Annotated in this window: 13 protein-coding genes; 5 read left to right on the top strand and 8 right to left on the bottom strand. The window is 59.6% G+C overall.

Annotated features, from left to right (window positions below; genetic code table 11):
• Positions 1–2 precede the first annotated feature (2 nt).
• Positions 3–674: a 6-phosphogluconolactonase gene (pgl, locus tag RXV86_RS20630; RefSeq protein WP_316302424.1), complete on the bottom strand. Its 672-nt coding sequence runs from the start codon at positions 672–674 to the stop codon at positions 3–5.
• Positions 671–2,125, bottom strand: coding sequence for a glucose-6-phosphate dehydrogenase (zwf, locus tag RXV86_RS20635; protein ID WP_316302425.1), 1,455 nt, complete (start codon positions 2,123–2,125; stop codon positions 671–673). Before zwf ends, pgl begins: the two co-directional genes overlap by 4 nt.
• Before the next feature lie 237 nt (positions 2,126–2,362).
• Between zwf and RXV86_RS20640 the strand changes: the two genes are divergently transcribed.
• Positions 2,363–3,325: a radical SAM protein gene (locus tag RXV86_RS20640; protein ID WP_316302426.1), complete on the top strand. Its 963-nt coding sequence runs from the start codon at positions 2,363–2,365 to the stop codon at positions 3,323–3,325.
• Between the two features lie 76 nt (positions 3,326–3,401).
• Positions 3,402–4,286, top strand: coding sequence for a fatty acid desaturase (locus RXV86_RS20645; RefSeq protein WP_316302427.1), 885 nt, complete (start codon positions 3,402–3,404; stop codon positions 4,284–4,286).
• On the opposite strand, the gene RXV86_RS20650 is transcribed toward RXV86_RS20645, so the two are convergent.
• Positions 4,262–5,368 (bottom strand): anhydro-N-acetylmuramic acid kinase, encoded by a 1,107-nt coding sequence (locus tag RXV86_RS20650; RefSeq protein ID WP_316302428.1) that lies wholly within the window; start codon positions 5,366–5,368, stop codon positions 4,262–4,264. The genes RXV86_RS20645 and RXV86_RS20650 overlap by 25 nt on opposite strands.
• Before the next feature lie 61 nt (positions 5,369–5,429).
• Between RXV86_RS20650 and tyrS the strand changes: the two genes are divergently transcribed.
• A complete protein-coding gene (tyrS, locus tag RXV86_RS20655) occupies positions 5,430–6,683 on the top strand; it encodes a tyrosine--tRNA ligase (protein WP_316302429.1) in 1,254 nt (417 codons plus the stop codon).
• Between the two features lie 91 nt (positions 6,684–6,774).
• Here tyrS and RXV86_RS20660 read toward each other — a convergent pair whose 3' ends face one another.
• The 4 genes from RXV86_RS20660 to RXV86_RS20675 all read right to left on the bottom strand — a co-directional run bounded on the left by RXV86_RS20660 (position 6,775) and on the right by RXV86_RS20675 (position 10,886).
• The gene (locus RXV86_RS20660) at positions 6,775–8,082 is read right to left on the bottom strand and encodes an HlyC/CorC family transporter (protein WP_316302430.1); all 1,308 of its coding nucleotides are present in this window, start codon (positions 8,080–8,082) and stop codon (positions 6,775–6,777) included.
• Positions 8,083–8,226: 144 nt separating this feature from the next.
• On the bottom strand, positions 8,227–9,171 hold the full coding sequence (locus tag RXV86_RS20665; RefSeq protein WP_316302431.1) for a site-specific tyrosine recombinase XerD: 945 nt from the start codon (positions 9,169–9,171) through the stop codon (positions 8,227–8,229).
• A gap of 4 nt (positions 9,172–9,175) precedes the next feature.
• Positions 9,176–10,756: a hypothetical protein gene (locus tag RXV86_RS20670; protein ID WP_316302432.1), complete on the bottom strand. Its 1,581-nt coding sequence runs from the start codon at positions 10,754–10,756 to the stop codon at positions 9,176–9,178.
• Positions 10,737–10,886, bottom strand: coding sequence for a hypothetical protein (locus tag RXV86_RS20675; protein WP_316302434.1), 150 nt, complete (start codon positions 10,884–10,886; stop codon positions 10,737–10,739). The genes RXV86_RS20670 and RXV86_RS20675 overlap by 20 nt, the downstream gene beginning before the upstream one ends.
• A 68-nt stretch (positions 10,887–10,954) precedes the next feature.
• Between RXV86_RS20675 and RXV86_RS20680 the strand changes: the two genes are divergently transcribed.
• Both RXV86_RS20680 and aroB read left to right on the top strand, forming a co-directional pair.
• On the top strand, positions 10,955–11,596 hold the full coding sequence (locus RXV86_RS20680) for a shikimate kinase (protein ID WP_316302470.1): 642 nt from the start codon (positions 10,955–10,957) through the stop codon (positions 11,594–11,596).
• A gap of 1 nt (position 11,597) precedes the next feature.
• A complete protein-coding gene (aroB, locus tag RXV86_RS20685) occupies positions 11,598–12,713 on the top strand; it encodes a 3-dehydroquinate synthase (RefSeq protein ID WP_316302435.1) in 1,116 nt (371 codons plus the stop codon).
• Between the two features lie 123 nt (positions 12,714–12,836).
• Here the strand turns inward: aroB and RXV86_RS20690 are convergent, their stop codons facing one another.
• Positions 12,837–15,257, bottom strand: coding sequence for an FAD-dependent oxidoreductase (locus RXV86_RS20690; protein ID WP_316302471.1), 2,421 nt, complete (start codon positions 15,255–15,257; stop codon positions 12,837–12,839).
• Positions 15,258–15,416: the final 159 nt, after the last annotated feature.

Here is a 15,416-nt window from a genome sequence, read left to right on the forward strand (position 1 = left end):
TGTCATGGGCTCCAATGTACGGTGCAATCACTTAGAACCGACGATACCGGCGCCTCGCTGGCTGGCAAATTCTGGGCCTTCTCCAAGGCATTGCGCTTGGCCGTACCGGTGATCATGAGGTGTTTAGACAGGGCTGCGTTCAACACCCGCGCCGACATGCTGACCCGCGGTTCCGGTGCGCCATCGGCCCGGATTGGAATCAGAATTGGTGCATCAGGTGCCAGCGCGGTGGCCAGGTTGTCGCCTCCGGGAAACAACGACGCCGTATGCATATCCACTCCCATCCCCAACAGTAAAACCGAGATCGGCAGGCACGGGATCAAACCGCTTTCAATCTCGGCCAGGACCTCTTCTGGATCATCCGCCGGAACGAAAAGCGGATGGAAACGCGCCTCCGCCGCCCTCCCGACCAACAGCCGTTCTTTGATCAACCGCGCGTTCGAACGCAAGTTCACCTCAGGCAGCCAACGCTCGTCGCTCAGCGCCACATCGACCCGAGGCCAGTCCAGGTCGGCGCCGCTCAGACTGTCGAAAACCGGTCCGGGCGTGGTACCGCCCGCAACGACCAGCGTGGCACGCCCACCCCCCATCAACACGCTTTCCAACTCGCCCGCGATGGTATTTGCCAGATCCAGCGCCATCATCTCGGCATCGGCATATTCGATTAGTTTCACTTGCGTATCTCCCGCCAACGCCGCCCGTCACGATGCATCAGAGCCAGCGCCTCAGTCGGCCCGGAACTTCCGGAATCGTAAGGCAATGGCGTTGCGCCACCCTCCAACCACTCCTTGATGATCGGATCGGTCCAGGCCCAAGCTGCCTCAACCTCGTCGCCGCGCATGAACAACGTCTGATTCCCCCGGATCACATCCATGATCAGACGCTCATAGGCATCGGCTGCGAACTGTGTGTCCGGACCGAGGGCCTCGGCAAAAGACATGTCCAGTGGCACATCGACCAGCCGCATGCCACCGGGGCCTGGTTCCTTGATTGTCACGCCAAGTTCGATTCCCTCGTTGGGCTGCAATACAATGGTCAGGATATTGCGATGCCGTCCGGCTTCGGCCCCGAAAATCGAGTGCGGCGCATCCTTGAACACGACGGCGATCTCACTGGTGCGGGCGCGCAAACGCTTGCCAGTGCGCAGGTAGAAGGGCGTGCCCGCCCACCGCCAGTTCGAAATATGGGCTTTGAGCGCGACAAAGCTCTCCGTGTTCGACTTGGCGTCGCCCACTGTTTCCAAATATCCAGGCCTGTCGCCATCATCGAGATATTGACCGCGTACAATATCGTCCGGTGTCACGTGATCCAGCGCACGAATGACCTTGAGCTTTTCATCGCGAACCGCGTCCGGGTCGAACTTGGCCGGGGGCTCCATCGCGATCAGGCACAAAAGCTGCATCATGTGGTTTTGCACCATGTCGCGCATGGCACCCGCGCGGTCATAGTATTCCTCGCGCCCTGCGACCCCCACGGTTTCGGCCACGGTGAACTGGATATGGTCAATATACTGGCTGTTCCACAGCGGCTCGAACAACATGTTGCCGAACCGGATGGCCATTAGGTTCTGCACTGTTTCCTTGCCCAGGTAATGGTCAATCCGGTAGATCTGGCTCTCGTCGAAATGGCGCGCAAGGGTCGCGTTCAGCTCTTCTGCTGTCTGTTGATCGCGCCCAAAGGGTTTTTCTACCACGATTCGGGCTTCGCCCCCGCCCATCCCGTAATCCCGCAGCCGCTCGGCCAAATCGCCAAACAGCGATGGACCAACCGAAAAGTAAAACGCGCGTACATGTGAGGGATCGGTCATTCCCGCCAGCGCGTTCCAGCCGGTGTCACCGCGCGCATCCAACGTGACGTAGGAAACGGTCTTGAGGAATTTCGCAATCGCTGCCGGCTCGCAACGTTGGTCGGTAACAAATTCGACAATCGCCTCCTGAACAAATTGGCGATAGGCATCACCGTCTAACTCGGTGCGGGCTGCGCCAATAATGCGACCTCCCCCTTCCATCTGTCCGTCACAGAAGCGGCGGAACAGCGCGGGAAGTATCTTGCGGCGAGCCAGGTCGCCGGTTCCTCCGAATATGATCAGATCGAACGGCTCAACCGGAATGACGCGCGAAACCATGGAGGGAAATCCTTTTTGTCACTCTATCGCACAATTTCCAATCTGTTCCTAGGAATAGCAGCGAAATGTTAGCGATAGCATTAGCCCCATGAAGGCCGCTACACAATCCTTGCCGCACCCATCCAATGGAAAGTGAAACTAACACTTAGTTCACAAAACCGTCACTTTGTCCGACCTGTCTTCACCTATGGTCCTACGGGCGTTAGCAAGGGCCAAGGAAACGAAAGCAACAGGTTTATGAAAGACCAACTGTCTGGTACCGACCCGGCCGCGAACCAGGGTAAATTCATCGATAAACTGACAACCGCGGATGGCAGTGCGCGGGCCCACGTCGCGCTGACCCGGCCCGAGACCCTGTGGTTTAACACCGGGACGCTATGCAACATCACCTGCGCCAACTGCTATATCGACAGCTCCCCACTCAACGACTCGCTGGTCTATATCACGACACGCGAGGTCGTGGCATTTCTGGACCAGATCGAGACCCGCAAGTGGCCGGTGCGCGAGATCGGCTTCACCGGCGGTGAACCGTTCATGAACCCGGACATCATCATCATGCTTCGCGCCGCACTTGAACGCGGCTTCGACGTGTTGGTTTTGACCAATGCCATGCGGCCGATGATGCGTAAACGGGTTCAGGCCGGTTTGCACGACTTAAACGCGAATTTTCCCGGGAAGCTAACGCTCCGCATATCCCTGGATCATCACCGGGCCGATTTGCATGACGCCGAGCGCGGCGCGGGCAGTTTCGCCAAGACGATTGAAGGCATGCAATGGCTGCGAGATATGGGCATCACTATGGCCGTAGCGGGGCGCACACTTTGGGGCGAAAGCGAAGCCGAGACACGCGCGGGATTTGCCGCGCTCTACGCCAAACATGGTTTCGAGATTGATCCGCAACACCCGGGCCAAACGGTTCTTTTTCCGGAAATGGACATTCAGGCCGAAGTTCCTGAAATCACCACCGCCTGCTGGGGTATCCTGGGCAAATCTCCCGAAGACGTAATGTGCGCCAGCTCACGTATGGTGGTTAAACGCAAGGGCGCGGACCAACCCACGGTACTGGCCTGCACCCTTCTGGCTTACGACCCGCAATTCGAAATGGGTAGGACGCTGGAAGAGGCCGAGGCCGATGTCTCACTCAACCACCCACACTGCGCTAAATTCTGTGTACTGGGCGGAGCGTCCTGTTCCGCGTGAGTTTCCCTTCAAGTGCGGTGATTTTTCTCGTCCGCCGAGCGGTTGACCGAGCTGAGCGCTCTGTTACCCATGGAACATGACCCATGACGAGCTTTTAAAATCGCTGCCCCCGGACACGCGCGCAAGCCTTCACGAAATGTCGGATGCCGCCGGGTTGCAACATTTGGCCGGGCATCTTAGCGGGCTGGCCGTGACAGGCGCTTGGATCGGGACTGGAGCGCCGCTGTGGTGGTTGGCCCTGCCGCTGCACGGGGCACTTCTGGTTTTTCTGTTCACACTGCAACATGAGTGCACCCACAAGACCCCCTTTGCCAGCAGGCCATTGAACGAAAGTGTAGGCCACATCACAGGTTTCGTGATTTTGCAGCCGTTCCTGTGGTTCCGCTACTTTCACCTGGCCCATCACCGTCACACCAACGATCCTGACAACGACCCGGAGCTCACCGCAGGGGCCAAACCCGCAACCCGCCGTGCCTATTTGTGGCATGTATCCGGTCTTCCGGTCTGGTCATGGCTTGGCCGCCAGATGTTCGAAAACGCCTTCGGCACACCTCAGAGCCCCTATCTGCCCGCCCGTGTCCTGCCTCGGTTGCGTCGCGAGGCGCGTTTCATGCTGGCGGGTTATGGACTGATCCTGCTGATCGCCCCCGGCCCGGCCTTTTGGCTCTGGATCTTGCCGATGATGTTGGGGCAACCTTTGCTGCGGCTCTACCTGCTCGCCGAGCATGGTCGCTGCCCGCATGTGGCCAACATGCTGGAAAACTCGCGCACCACCTACACCACGCGGGCCATTCGCTTCATCGCATGGAACATGCCCTATCATATCGAGCATCACAGCGCCCCGAACGTGCCGTTTCATCACCTGCCCGAATTGCACCGGCACATGCGCGATCACCTGATAAGCACCTCGCAGGGCTATGTCGCCTTTACCCGCGACTATGTCTCGACACTTGAGGGGTAGCTGATCTCGCCCCCCCCCACCGCAGCCCGCACGCCGGTGGTTGATGGGCAAGATGTCGGCAGACCCCGCGCCACGCGTACTGCAAGATAGGCAAATGCTTGCGCTTCCAGCATGTCGCCATCAAGGCCGACCGCTTCCACCGGATTCACCGGGCAATCCATCGCTGCGGTCAGCATCTGCATCATCACCGGGTTCTTGCGCCCGCCGCCAGTGACCAGCAGCTGCTGTGGCGCGGCCGGAACATGTTCCATCGCCCGCAACACCGCCGCCGCCGACATCCCTGTCAGGGTTGCAGCCGCGTCGGCGTCGTTAAGCTCGCGCACCAACCCGATCATGTCGGAAAAACTGTCCCGGTCCAGAGATTTGGGCGGAATGCGATAAAAATACGGATCATCAAGGAACAACTCCAACGCCCCGTCTTCTACCTTGCCCTTGCGGGCGACCGCGCCGTCCATGTCACACGGCTTGCCCAAGCGCGCCTGCATAAGATCATTGATAGGCGCATTGGCTGGCCCGGTGTCAAAGGCCAGTAAGGCGCCATTCTCCTCGGGGCGCGACTTGCCCGGGTCCACCCAGGTGATATTGCCTACACCACCAAGATTTAGGAAGGCGACCGGGTTCTCTGCCTCTATCCATTGCGCGCAGGCAAAGTGAAAAAACGGGGCCAGTGGCGCACCTTCGCCCCCCAGGCGCACGTCGGTGCTGCGGAAATCCCAGGCTACGGGCAGGCCCAACTCATACGCCAGCCGGGCACCATCGCCAATCTGGTGCGTGCCGCGCCCGCGCGGATCGTGCGCCAAGGTCTGGCCGTGAAAGCCAACGATATCCACACCGTCGAACCCGCGAAGAGCTTCGATATGGGCGGCCTCGACAATCTCGCGTGCTGCATCCACATCCGCCCCTGGCCACTTGCCCAAAGCGGCATGCAGTACTTCACGCTCATCGTCCGAATAGGCCCGATAGCGGCTGCCACCAAAGCCGAAGATTGTCTCGCCATCGGTCTCGATAATCGCCGCATCCACACCGTCCAGCGAGGTGCCGCTCATCGCGCCCAATGCGATCACCCGTCCCGGCTTCAACATGGTCTTTCCCTCGTGTCCTGCCCGCCCTATACAGGCCCGCGAAGAATAAGGGACGAACCACATGACCTACCACCCCAAATCGGACTTTATGGCAGTGATGATCGAGCGCGGCTTCTTGGCTGATTGCACCGATTACCAGGGCCTAGACGAAGCGCTGTCCAAGGGTGTGGTACCGGCTTATATCGGTTTTGATGCCACGGCCAAGTCACTTCACGTCGGCTCACTCATCCAGATCATGATGCTGCGCTGGTTGCAGAAGACCGGCCACAAGCCGATCACGCTGATGGGCGGCGGCACCACCAAGGTGGGCGATCCGTCGTTCCGAGCTGATGAGCGACCCTTGCTCACGCCTGAGCAGATCGACGACAATATCTCGGGCATCAAGAAGGTGTTCTCGGCCTATGTATCCTATGATGACGGCCCCACCGGCGCGTTGATGATCAACAACGCCGAATGGCTGGATGATTTGAACTACCTCGAGTTCCTGCGCGACATCGGACGGCACTTCTCAGTCAACCGGATGCTGTCGTTCGAATCGGTAAAATCGCGGCTCGATCGCGAGCAATCGCTGAGCTTCCTCGAGTTCAACTACATGATCCTGCAGGCCTATGACTTCCTGGAACTGAATCGGCGGTACGGCTGTCTGCTACAAATGGGCGGCTCGGACCAATGGGGCAATATCGTCAATGGGATCGACCTGACACGGCGGGTGCTGGATCAGGAGGTCTATGGCCTGACCTCACCGCTGCTGACCACCTCTGACGGCAAGAAGATGGGCAAAAGCCTTGATGGTGCGGTCTGGCTCAATGGCGACATGCTGAGCCCTTATGAGTTCTGGCAATTCTGGCGCAATACCACCGATGCCGACGTGGGGCGGTTTCTCAAGCTCTACACTGAGTTACCCATCGATGAATGCGACCGTCTGGGCACCCTTGGCGGGGCCGAAATCAACGATGCCAAGATCGTGCTGGCCAACGAGGTCACAGCGCTCTTGCATGGACGAGAGGCGGCAGAGGCGGCAGAGGCCACGGCCCGCGAAGTGTTCGAGAAGGGCGGGATCGGGGACGATCTGCCCACAATCGAACTGAGTGCCGAGGAAATCGGTGACGGGATTTCTATTGTGCAGTTGATCGTGAAATCTGGGTTGGCGAAATCCGGAAAGGACGCCAAACGCCTGATCGCGGAAAAAGGTGCCCGCGTTGACGACGACCTGCTTCTTAACGCTGGGCTGATGGTTACCACGGAAGATTTATCAGCCCCCATGAAGCTTTCGGCAGGTAAGAAGCGTCACGCGCTGGTCAAACTGGCTGATTGATCGCAGGCCGCACTAACCCATCCCGAATCCGCTTGGACAAGCGGTACAGAAATCGCTTGGACAGCGTTTCAAAGCTTGCAGAGCATACGGTCTACAGCGGCTTTATCTTCAACCGAGTCACCCGGTTTTCCTGCCGCGCCATTACCTCGAACCGAAACCCGTGGAAGGAAAAAACCTGTCCCGGCGTCGGAATTGTCTGGGCCTCGTGAATGACGAGGCCCGCCACGGTATTTGCATCCTCGTCCGGCAGCGCCCAATCGGTCGCCCGGTTCAGATCACGGATCGTCATTGCTCCGTCGATGATAAACTGTCCATCTTCTGTCTTGCCAATCGGGTGATCGGCATCCGGGTCGAATTCGTCCGTGATTTCCCCAACAATCTCTTCCAGAATATCTTCCAGAGTGATCAACCCCTGAATCGAACCATACTCATCAACAACCAAGGCAAAATGGGTTCGACGGCGCAGGAATTGACGCATCTGGTCATCCAGCGTGGTGGTTTCTGGGACGAAGTACGGCTTCATGGCCACATCCGCGATTCTGAAATCCCCCAGCCCATTGGGCGACGGGTCATCGCCGAGCATCAGCTTGTGCATCGCCCGAAGCAGGTCCTTGGCGTGAACCACGCCGATAATGTTGTCCGGATGGCCCTGGAACACCGGCATTCGTGTGTGGTTGCTTTCCAGGCATTGTGCCAAGATGGCCTCGGGCTCGTGATCGGCGTCGATCATTTCAATGCCCGAGCGGTGCAACATGATCTCTTCCACCACCCGGTCGGCCAGATCGAGCGCGCCAAGGATCCGGTCGCGGTCTTCCTTTTCGACCACACCTTCGGAATGGCCCAGTTGCAGGGCGCCGGCGATTTCCTCGCGCACGGCCAGGATGTGACTGTCAGGATCGGTTTGCACGCCAAATACTCGCAACATGCCGCGCACCAGCCAGCGCACTGCGCTGACAACCGGGGCGAAGATCAGCACAACGATCTTGATCGGGCGCGACACAAGCCCGGCGGCGGCTTCGGCATTGGTGATGGCGTAGGTCTTGGGCAGCACTTCGGCGAAGATCAGCACCAACAGCGTCATCACCAGCGTCGCCAATGCCACGCCGCCTTCGCCGAACAGGCGCGAAAACAGGGCCGTGGCCAGCGACGCCGCAAGGATATTCACAAGATTGTTGCCCAAAAGGACCGACCCGATCAGACGCTCATTGTCTTCAGTGATTTCAAGCGCCCGTTTTGCGCCGATGGCACCCTTGTCGGCCTGCGCCCGCAGCTTGCCGCGTGACGCCGCTGTCAATGCGGTCTCGCTGCCCGAAAAGAAGCCGGAAAGAACAAGAAGAAACAGGATCGCCGCACAGGTGATCCAGAACGCGCTGTCATAAAGCGCTGCAGAAGGTTCCATTGCCGTCATTCGTTGATTAACTCTGAAAACTGTTATGGGCTTGGCAGGCGTCGCATTCAAGAGGCCGGCATCTTCAGGCCGCGTGGTGGTGCAGATCGGCAAACCGCCCGCACCATCCAGAATTGCCTTTTCGTATCGAAGTAATCAGTCCTTGCGTCGGTCCTTGGTCCCGGACAGCGGATGGTGCTCAAGCACCAGTTCACGCAAACGCTCGTCCAGAACATGAGTGTAAATCTCGGTTGTCGCTACATCGGCGTGACCCAGCATCACCTGGATTGACCGCAAATCTGCTCCGCCAGCCAACAAATGCGTTGCGAAAGCGTGGCGCAACGTATGTGGTGTAACCTTTGACGGGGTAACCCCGGCCAAAACCGCCAATTCTTTTATCAGCGCATAGAAACGGTGCCGTGTCAGATGCCCGGTTTTGCCACGCGAGGGAAACAGAAAACGCGACGGCGGATGGCGCTTCTTGCGTGCTTCTTCCTCGGCCTGATCCCGATCGACCAGCCACGCCGCCAAGGCCTCACGCGCCGGGGGAGACAGCGGCACCATCCGCTCCTTGCCCCCTTTGCCCAGCACCAGAAGCATACGAGGATCCCCCCGTGCCGCCATGACCGGCAACGAAACGAGTTCGCTCACCCGCATGCCCGTTGCGTACAAAAGCTCCATCAGGCATTGATTGCGCAGCCGGTCCGCATCACTCCGACCGTGACTTCGCGCGGCCTCCAGCAACCGGTCAACCTCATCATGACTCAGTGTCTTGGGCAGCCGTTTGGTGCGCCCCGGCCCCTTGATTTCAATGGCCGGATTGTCGTCGCGCAGACCTTCCTCGAAGGCAAAGCGATACAGCTGCTTGATGGCCGACAATCGGCGTGCCTTGGTCGACGCGGCAAAACCCTGGTCATCACAATGCACCAGATAGGATTCGATATCGTCGCGCTTGGCCGCGGCAACGTCCCCGCCCCGCCCTGTCAACCAGCTATCGAAATCCATCAGGTCCCGCCCATAGGCCAATAGCGTGTTTTCCGCTGCCCCCAACTCGGCCGCCTGAGCCTCTAGAAACGGGGATATCCAATTGCTCGCTGCCATGACGTCACCCGCCCTGGTTCAGCAGCATGAGTTGCAGCGCCGCACGCCGTGCGGTGTCTTCCAACCCAATTGCGCGAAAGCCGCGCAACGCGGCCTCGATATCCGCAAGGTTCCCCGCGACACCGCTTGAAAACAGCGACATGGTCTTCAGGATGGCCTCGCCCAGCTTGCCTTCCGCCAAGAGCCCCTCAAGCGCCGTGGGCACCATACTGTCCCCGAATGCGCGCGAAATCACACGCCCCAGAGGATCGCGTGTTATCGCCTCCTGAGGCACCCCGCGCGCCAACGCGGCCAGAAACCGCTCTTCATCGTTTTCAAGCCGCATTTTCGAGGCAATCGTCTCGTAGTCCGGCGATAACAACCCGACCGTCAGCGCCAGAACATGCGCGTCACCTGCCAACGGCAGTCGCGCCAAACCCTTGGCGTAAAACCGGGCAAAAGGAACTTCGAGATGCGCTTCCTGCATCGCCTTCCAAGCGGCCGGCAAGGTGACGGCAACCGCCCCCGGATCACCTGACTTCATGGCGATGTCAAACCGCTGCAAGGCCTCAACCCGATCCCATATCCCTCCGGACGCAGCCGGATGGCGCGCGGTATAGACATCAATCAATCGGTTTTCCGACAGGGCCCCGGTCCGGCTCAGACGCTCTGCGGCTTCCAGCTCAGCTTTCCAACCCGAGGTGTCACGCAGATCGGCCATGGCATAGGCCCGCGGCAATGGCGCCGTCGCCATCGGCACGCCCGCTGCCTCGGACAAGCGAAACAAAAGTGGTGTCACATCGGCGGGTGGCGCCGGATCACCGAGTTCTTCAATTAGTTCCGGGTCGATAAACAGGCTGATTAACTGTTCCTCGGAGGGCCGCATCAATCCCAGCACCCGACCGGTGTCCAACATCACCGCAGCGGCGTTCCAATCCCCACCGCGCGCCAGGCAATACACCCGGCTGGCGGTATCCGCACTCAGATGCGGATGCGCGTTCAGACGATTGCAGGCTTCTTCTTCGGTGCCACTCATCAGGGCGAGGTCAAACCACAGTTTGAACAGCGCCGGCGTGTCCGGTCCCGCCCGTTCGATCAGTGCCTGCGCAGGTTCCACCGCCCCAAGCTCCCACAGTTTTCCGATCCGCGCTGCCAACATAAGGTGCCCAACCCCCGCGTCATGCGGCGGTTCGGCCTCGGCCAGTAGCAGTGTATACAAAAGCGACTGCATCGCCGGCATGCCAAGAACATCCTGCCCCCGCAGCGCTCTAACCAAATCGCCACTCTGGCTGTTTTGCCACAGGGTTGACGGCAACCCGGTAACTGAGGCGGGCAACAGCCCCACCGCGTCACGACCGGCTTCATCCAGCGTGCGCACAGAGACATCCGGCGACACCGCACTCTCTGTTACGTCGGGTTCCTGACCGACTGTTTCGCCACCGGGAACGGCCATGGGACCAACCCGACTTGTCACAGGCAGCGGGTTGTTGAGCCACTCGATCGCCGAAAGTGGCTGCTGCGCAATCGCAGCACCGCTCAGGCCCAGAACGACGCTCTGGACCGCAATTTGTGTGGCAATCAGGGCCTTAAGAGGCGTCCAGTTCAATGGTCTGACGAATCTCCTGGGTCGGCGGTGAAAAATCCGCGCCGAAAAACGGACCGACATAGGCATAGGCAACCAGTGCAATTCCCCCAAGAACTGCCAGTATTAACAACCATTTGATGATGCGCCCCATAGTACACTGCCCATGTGTTCGTGTGTATTTGCCAAACTTATAACTGGCCTTTTGGCCAAGATCACGTCATTCAGACGTCCAACCGGGAATTTGGCGACCGAACGCCGACTGTCCCGGCCGAATTTAGCAGGAATGAGAGCGGGCAACAGGGCCGAGCGCGCATGGGTTGGACAGTCAAGAAGACGATCGTTCTCGTGGGAATGATGGGGGCAGGAAAAACCGCTGTGGGCAAAGCCTTGGCCGCGCGCTTTGATGTGCCCTTTCTCGATTCCGATACCGAAATTCAGGACGCCGCCAACATGACCATCGCCGAAATCTTTGAACGCGACGGTGAGGCCTTCTTTCGCGTCAAGGAAAGCGAGGTGCTCGAACGGCTGCTGGATGACCAGACCAAGGGTGTTTTGTCCACCGGCGGAGGGGCCTTCCTGGCCGAAGCCAATCGCAGGATGATCAGCGCCAAGGGCGTATCCGTCTGCCTGCAAGCCGATCTCGAGCTGCTGTGGAACCGAGTGAAACACAAAACCACGCGCCCCCTACTGCGCACTGCCAACCCGCGCGCTACCCTAGCCGAGCTTTACGACCAGCGCGCCGACATCTATGCGCTTGCTGACCTTTCGGTCGAGGCCCACCAGGACTATTCAATCGAAGATATGACCGACCGGGTTATCGCGGCGTTAACGGCCCGGCCCGACGTTCTGGAGAGAACCTGAGATGAGAGAACGCGTTCATGTGGACCTGGCGGAACGATCCTATGACATCGAAATCGGTCCTGGCCTTCTGACCGTCGCGGGCCGCCTGATTCGCCCGCTGCTTTCCCGCAATTTCGTGGCCGTGATCACCGACGAAACCGTCGCAGACCTGCATCTCGATACGCTCCGTGCCGGTTTGGCCTCTGAGGGGATCGAAATGGTGTCGTTGGCCCTGCCCGCCGGTGAAAGTACAAAAAGTTGGCCGCATTTCACCCGCGCGGTGGAATGGTTGCTGGAACAAAAAGTTGAGCGCAATGACATGGTTGTGGCGCTCGGCGGCGGGGTGATTGGCGACCTGGTGGGTTTTGCCGCTGCCGTGTTGCGTCGGGGCGTGCGGTTTGTGCAGGTGCCCACCACTCTATTGGCCCAGGTCGACAGTTCGGTCGGAGGCAAGACCGGGATCAACGCGCCGCAGGGCAAGAACCTGATCGGTGCCTTCCACCAGCCCAGCCTGGTGCTGGCCGATACGGACGTTTTGGGCACGCTCACCGAACGCGATTACCTGGCAGGTTACGGCGAGGTGATGAAATACGGGCTGTTGGGAGATATAGACTTTTTTCAATGGCTTGAAGGCAATGCTTCACGTGCCGCCGCTGGCGATATGGAGGCCCGTATTGCCGCTGTCAAACGCTCCTGCGAGATGAAGGCCGAGATTGTTGCCCGCGATGAAACCGAACAGGGCGACCGGGCGCTGTTGAACCTAGGGCATACGTTTTGCCATTCCCTTGAGGCAGCGACCGGCTACTCCGACAGACTCTTGCACGGTGAAGGGGTTGCCATTGGCTGTGCGCTGGCCTTCGAGGTCTCAGCGCGTATGGGCCTGTGCAGCCAGGAAGACCCAAGCCGCGTTCGCGCCCATCTCAACGACATGAAGATGAAGACTGATCTTGCTGATATTGCAGGAGATTTGCCAAACTCGGAAGGGTTGATCGACCTGATGATGCAGGACAAGAAAGTCAAGGACGGCAAGATCAACTTCATCATGGCGCGCGGTATCGGTGAGGCCTTTGTCACCTCTGACGTCGATCTCGCCCTGGTCCGGCAGGTGCTGGACGAACAGCTCGCGGCCAAGGGTTAACGGCACCGCACGGTCAAAAAGCGGTGTATGGCATCCGTCTGCTATCTGTCGGGTATCCGTCTGGCAAATTTCCAGACACAGGTTAACGACACCAAAGGTTAACCCACCGAACGCAACCGATCCTCACGCGCGCAACCGCTCGCCATTCGGATCAAATGGCGGTTCGTTCAGAATACGCGCCTTGTGTGGACGACCCAGGATCATCACTTCGATCTCGTCCCCCGGACCCGCATCCTGGACGAAACCAAGCGCCAGACTCATCCCGACCGTGTAGCCATATGCCCCCGATGTGACCTTCCCGATCCCCTTGCCGTTCTTGAAGATCGGCTCGCCACCGGTGGCGTCGGCATTCGATGCGGTTACGTCCGTCTCGTCGACCGCAAGAAGAACCAACGTTTCGCGGGCGTCGTTGTTCAAGGTCTCTTCCACCGCCGGTTTGTGCAGGAAGTCCTTCTCCAGCTTGACCAGCCGGTCCAGCCCCACCTCTTGCGGCCAGTACTCCGGGCTATACTCGCGGCTCCACGATCCGTATCCCTTTTCGATCCGCAACGACATCAGCGCCCGTGATCCCACCGGCACGGCCCCGACATCTCGGCCTGCTTCAAGAAGCGCCTGATAGAGCTTCACCTGATCGGTTTCGGCGCAATGCAGCTCCCAACCCAGATCGCCAGTGAAGGATACCCGGATCGCCAGACACTCGACCCCGCCCAGCTCAATCCGTTTCGAGCGCATGAAGGGAAAATCATCGGTCGCAAGTGATGCATTGGTCATCCGCTGCAGCATCTCGCGCGATTTCGGCCCAGCCACGTTGAAACCGCAAATCGCCTCGGTCATCGGCTCAAATCGCGTGCCTTCGGGCAAGGGCACCATGTCATAGAACCGTTTCTGATAACGCTCGGCCATGCCGGAACTGACAACCCAGAACTCTTCCTCGCCCAAACGCGTGACCGTGGCGTCGCCAGCAATCCCGCCGCGTTTGCCGATCAGAGGCGTCAGGCAGGACCGCCCCACCACTTTGGGCATTTTGTTGGCAAAGACCGCGTTCAGCCAGTCCTCGGCCCCTGCCCCTGACACCCGGTATTTGGCAAAGTTCGAGATGTCGATAATCCCGGCGCATTCACGCAGGGCGCGGCATTCCGCGCCCACCGGGTCAAACCAGTTCTGTCGGGTAAAGCCGTTGGTGTCTTGCGTCCCAGGGATATCGGCATACCACAGCGGGTGTTCCCAGCCGTAATTGAGGCCAAAGACCGCCCCCATGTCCTTTTGCATCTGGAAAACGGGCCGGGTCCGTACCGGGCGGCCCGCGTCGCGTTCTTCGTTGGGGAAATGGATGCTGAACCGGTGTGCATACTGGTTCTCGACCCGCGCCTTGGTAAACGCCTTGTCGGCCCAATGGCCGAACCGGGTCACGTCCCAGGCAAACATGTCCATGCTGGTCTCGCCCTCGACAATCCATTCGGCGGCCAGCTTGCCCATGCCGCCCGATTGCGAGAACCCGGGAATAATCCCGTTGCAGCAGAAATAGTTCGACAGCTCCGGCACCGGACCGAACAACACGTTGCTGTCCGGCGACCAGATCATCGGGCCGTTGATCACCCGCTTGATGCCAGCCTCGCCCACCGCGGGCACCCTTTCGATGGCGCGCATCATGTTGTCCTCGATCCGCTCCAGATCGTCGGCGAAGAGTTCATGGCCAAAGTCCGGCGGGGTGCCGTCCTCGGCCCAGAATTTCATGTTGCGCTCGTAAGCGCCGACCAGAAGACCAAGCCCCTCCTGGCGCAGATAGTATTCGCCGTCGCGGTCGGCCACGGACGGCAACCGTCGGTCCATCCCGGCAATCTCGGCAATGGTTTCGGTCACGAAATACTGGTGTTCGGTCGGTTGCAGCGGCAGCTCCACCCCCGCCATCGCCGCCACCTCGCGCCCCCAAAGGCCGGCGGCATTGATCACCCAATCGGTGCGGATGTCGCCCTTGGCCGTGCGCACGATCCAGCTGCCATCCGGCTGCTGCTCGGTCCCGGTTACCGGATTGAACCGCATGATCTCGGCCCCGTTCTGGCGTGCGCCGACGGCATAGGCGTTGGTCACACCGCTTGGGTCGACATTGCCGCCATCGGGTTCGTACATGATGCAGCGGATGCCATCGAAATCGACCAGCGGATGCAGGCGTTCGGCCTCGTCCCGGTCGATCTGGTGGAAATTCATGCCGTAAAGCTTTGCCTTGGCGGCCTGCAGCATCAACTGGTGTTCGCGGTCCTCTGTCTGTGCCAGGTACAACGATCCGGGCTGGAACACGCCGCAGCTTTGGCCGGTTTCGGCCTCCAGCTCATTGTAGAGGTTCATGGTATAGTGCTGAATGCGGGTGATGTTGGTGTTGTCGTGCAACCCATGAATATTCGCCGCCGCATGCCAGGTGCTGCCGCTCGTCAGTTCGTCACGTTCGAGCAGAACCACGTCGGTCCATCCCAGCTTGGTCAGGTGATACAGGATCGAACACCCGATAACCCCGCCCCCGATTACAACGGCCTGTGCATGGCTGCGCATGTGACGCCCCTTTTCAACGTTCTGTCCTGCGCTCAGCATGGCCAGCCTGCGGGGCGTGATAATGCCGAAACGCGACATTTTTCGTCGCATTGTGTCGCCGCCCTCTGTGGGGATTGAGTCACAGCGGCGTGGTTTTCCGGCGTGACCGCTTGGCGCGGT

Source organism: Aliisedimentitalea sp. MJ-SS2, from assembly GCF_032586155.1.
Lineage (GTDB): Bacteria > Pseudomonadota > Alphaproteobacteria > Rhodobacterales > Rhodobacteraceae > JAWHTC01.

What these genes read in the sequence shown, in the direction of transcription:
- aroB (WP_316302435.1), top strand. Translation starts at nt 11,598, where the DNA reads ATGAGAGAACGCGTTCATGTGGACCTGGCGGAACGATCCTATGACATC.
- RXV86_RS20690 (WP_316302471.1), bottom strand. Translation starts at nt 15,257, where the DNA reads ATGCGCAGCCATGCACAGGCCGTTGTAATCGGGGGCGGGGTTATCGGG.
- zwf (WP_316302425.1), bottom strand. Translation starts at nt 2,125, where the DNA reads ATGGTTTCGCGCGTCATTCCGGTTGAGCCGTTCGATCTGATCATATTC.
- RXV86_RS20675 (WP_316302434.1), bottom strand. Translation starts at nt 10,886, where the DNA reads ATGGGGCGCATCATCAAATGGTTGTTAATACTGGCAGTTCTTGGGGGA.
- tyrS (WP_316302429.1), top strand. Translation starts at nt 5,430, where the DNA reads ATGACCTACCACCCCAAATCGGACTTTATGGCAGTGATGATCGAGCGC.
- RXV86_RS20645 (WP_316302427.1), top strand. Translation starts at nt 3,402, where the DNA reads ATGACCCATGACGAGCTTTTAAAATCGCTGCCCCCGGACACGCGCGCA.
- RXV86_RS20665 (WP_316302431.1), bottom strand. Translation starts at nt 9,171, where the DNA reads ATGGCAGCGAGCAATTGGATATCCCCGTTTCTAGAGGCTCAGGCGGCC.
- RXV86_RS20650 (WP_316302428.1), bottom strand. Translation starts at nt 5,368, where the DNA reads ATGTTGAAGCCGGGACGGGTGATCGCATTGGGCGCGATGAGCGGCACC.
- RXV86_RS20640 (WP_316302426.1), top strand. Translation starts at nt 2,363, where the DNA reads ATGAAAGACCAACTGTCTGGTACCGACCCGGCCGCGAACCAGGGTAAA.
- RXV86_RS20660 (WP_316302430.1), bottom strand. Translation starts at nt 8,082, where the DNA reads ATGGAACCTTCTGCAGCGCTTTATGACAGCGCGTTCTGGATCACCTGT.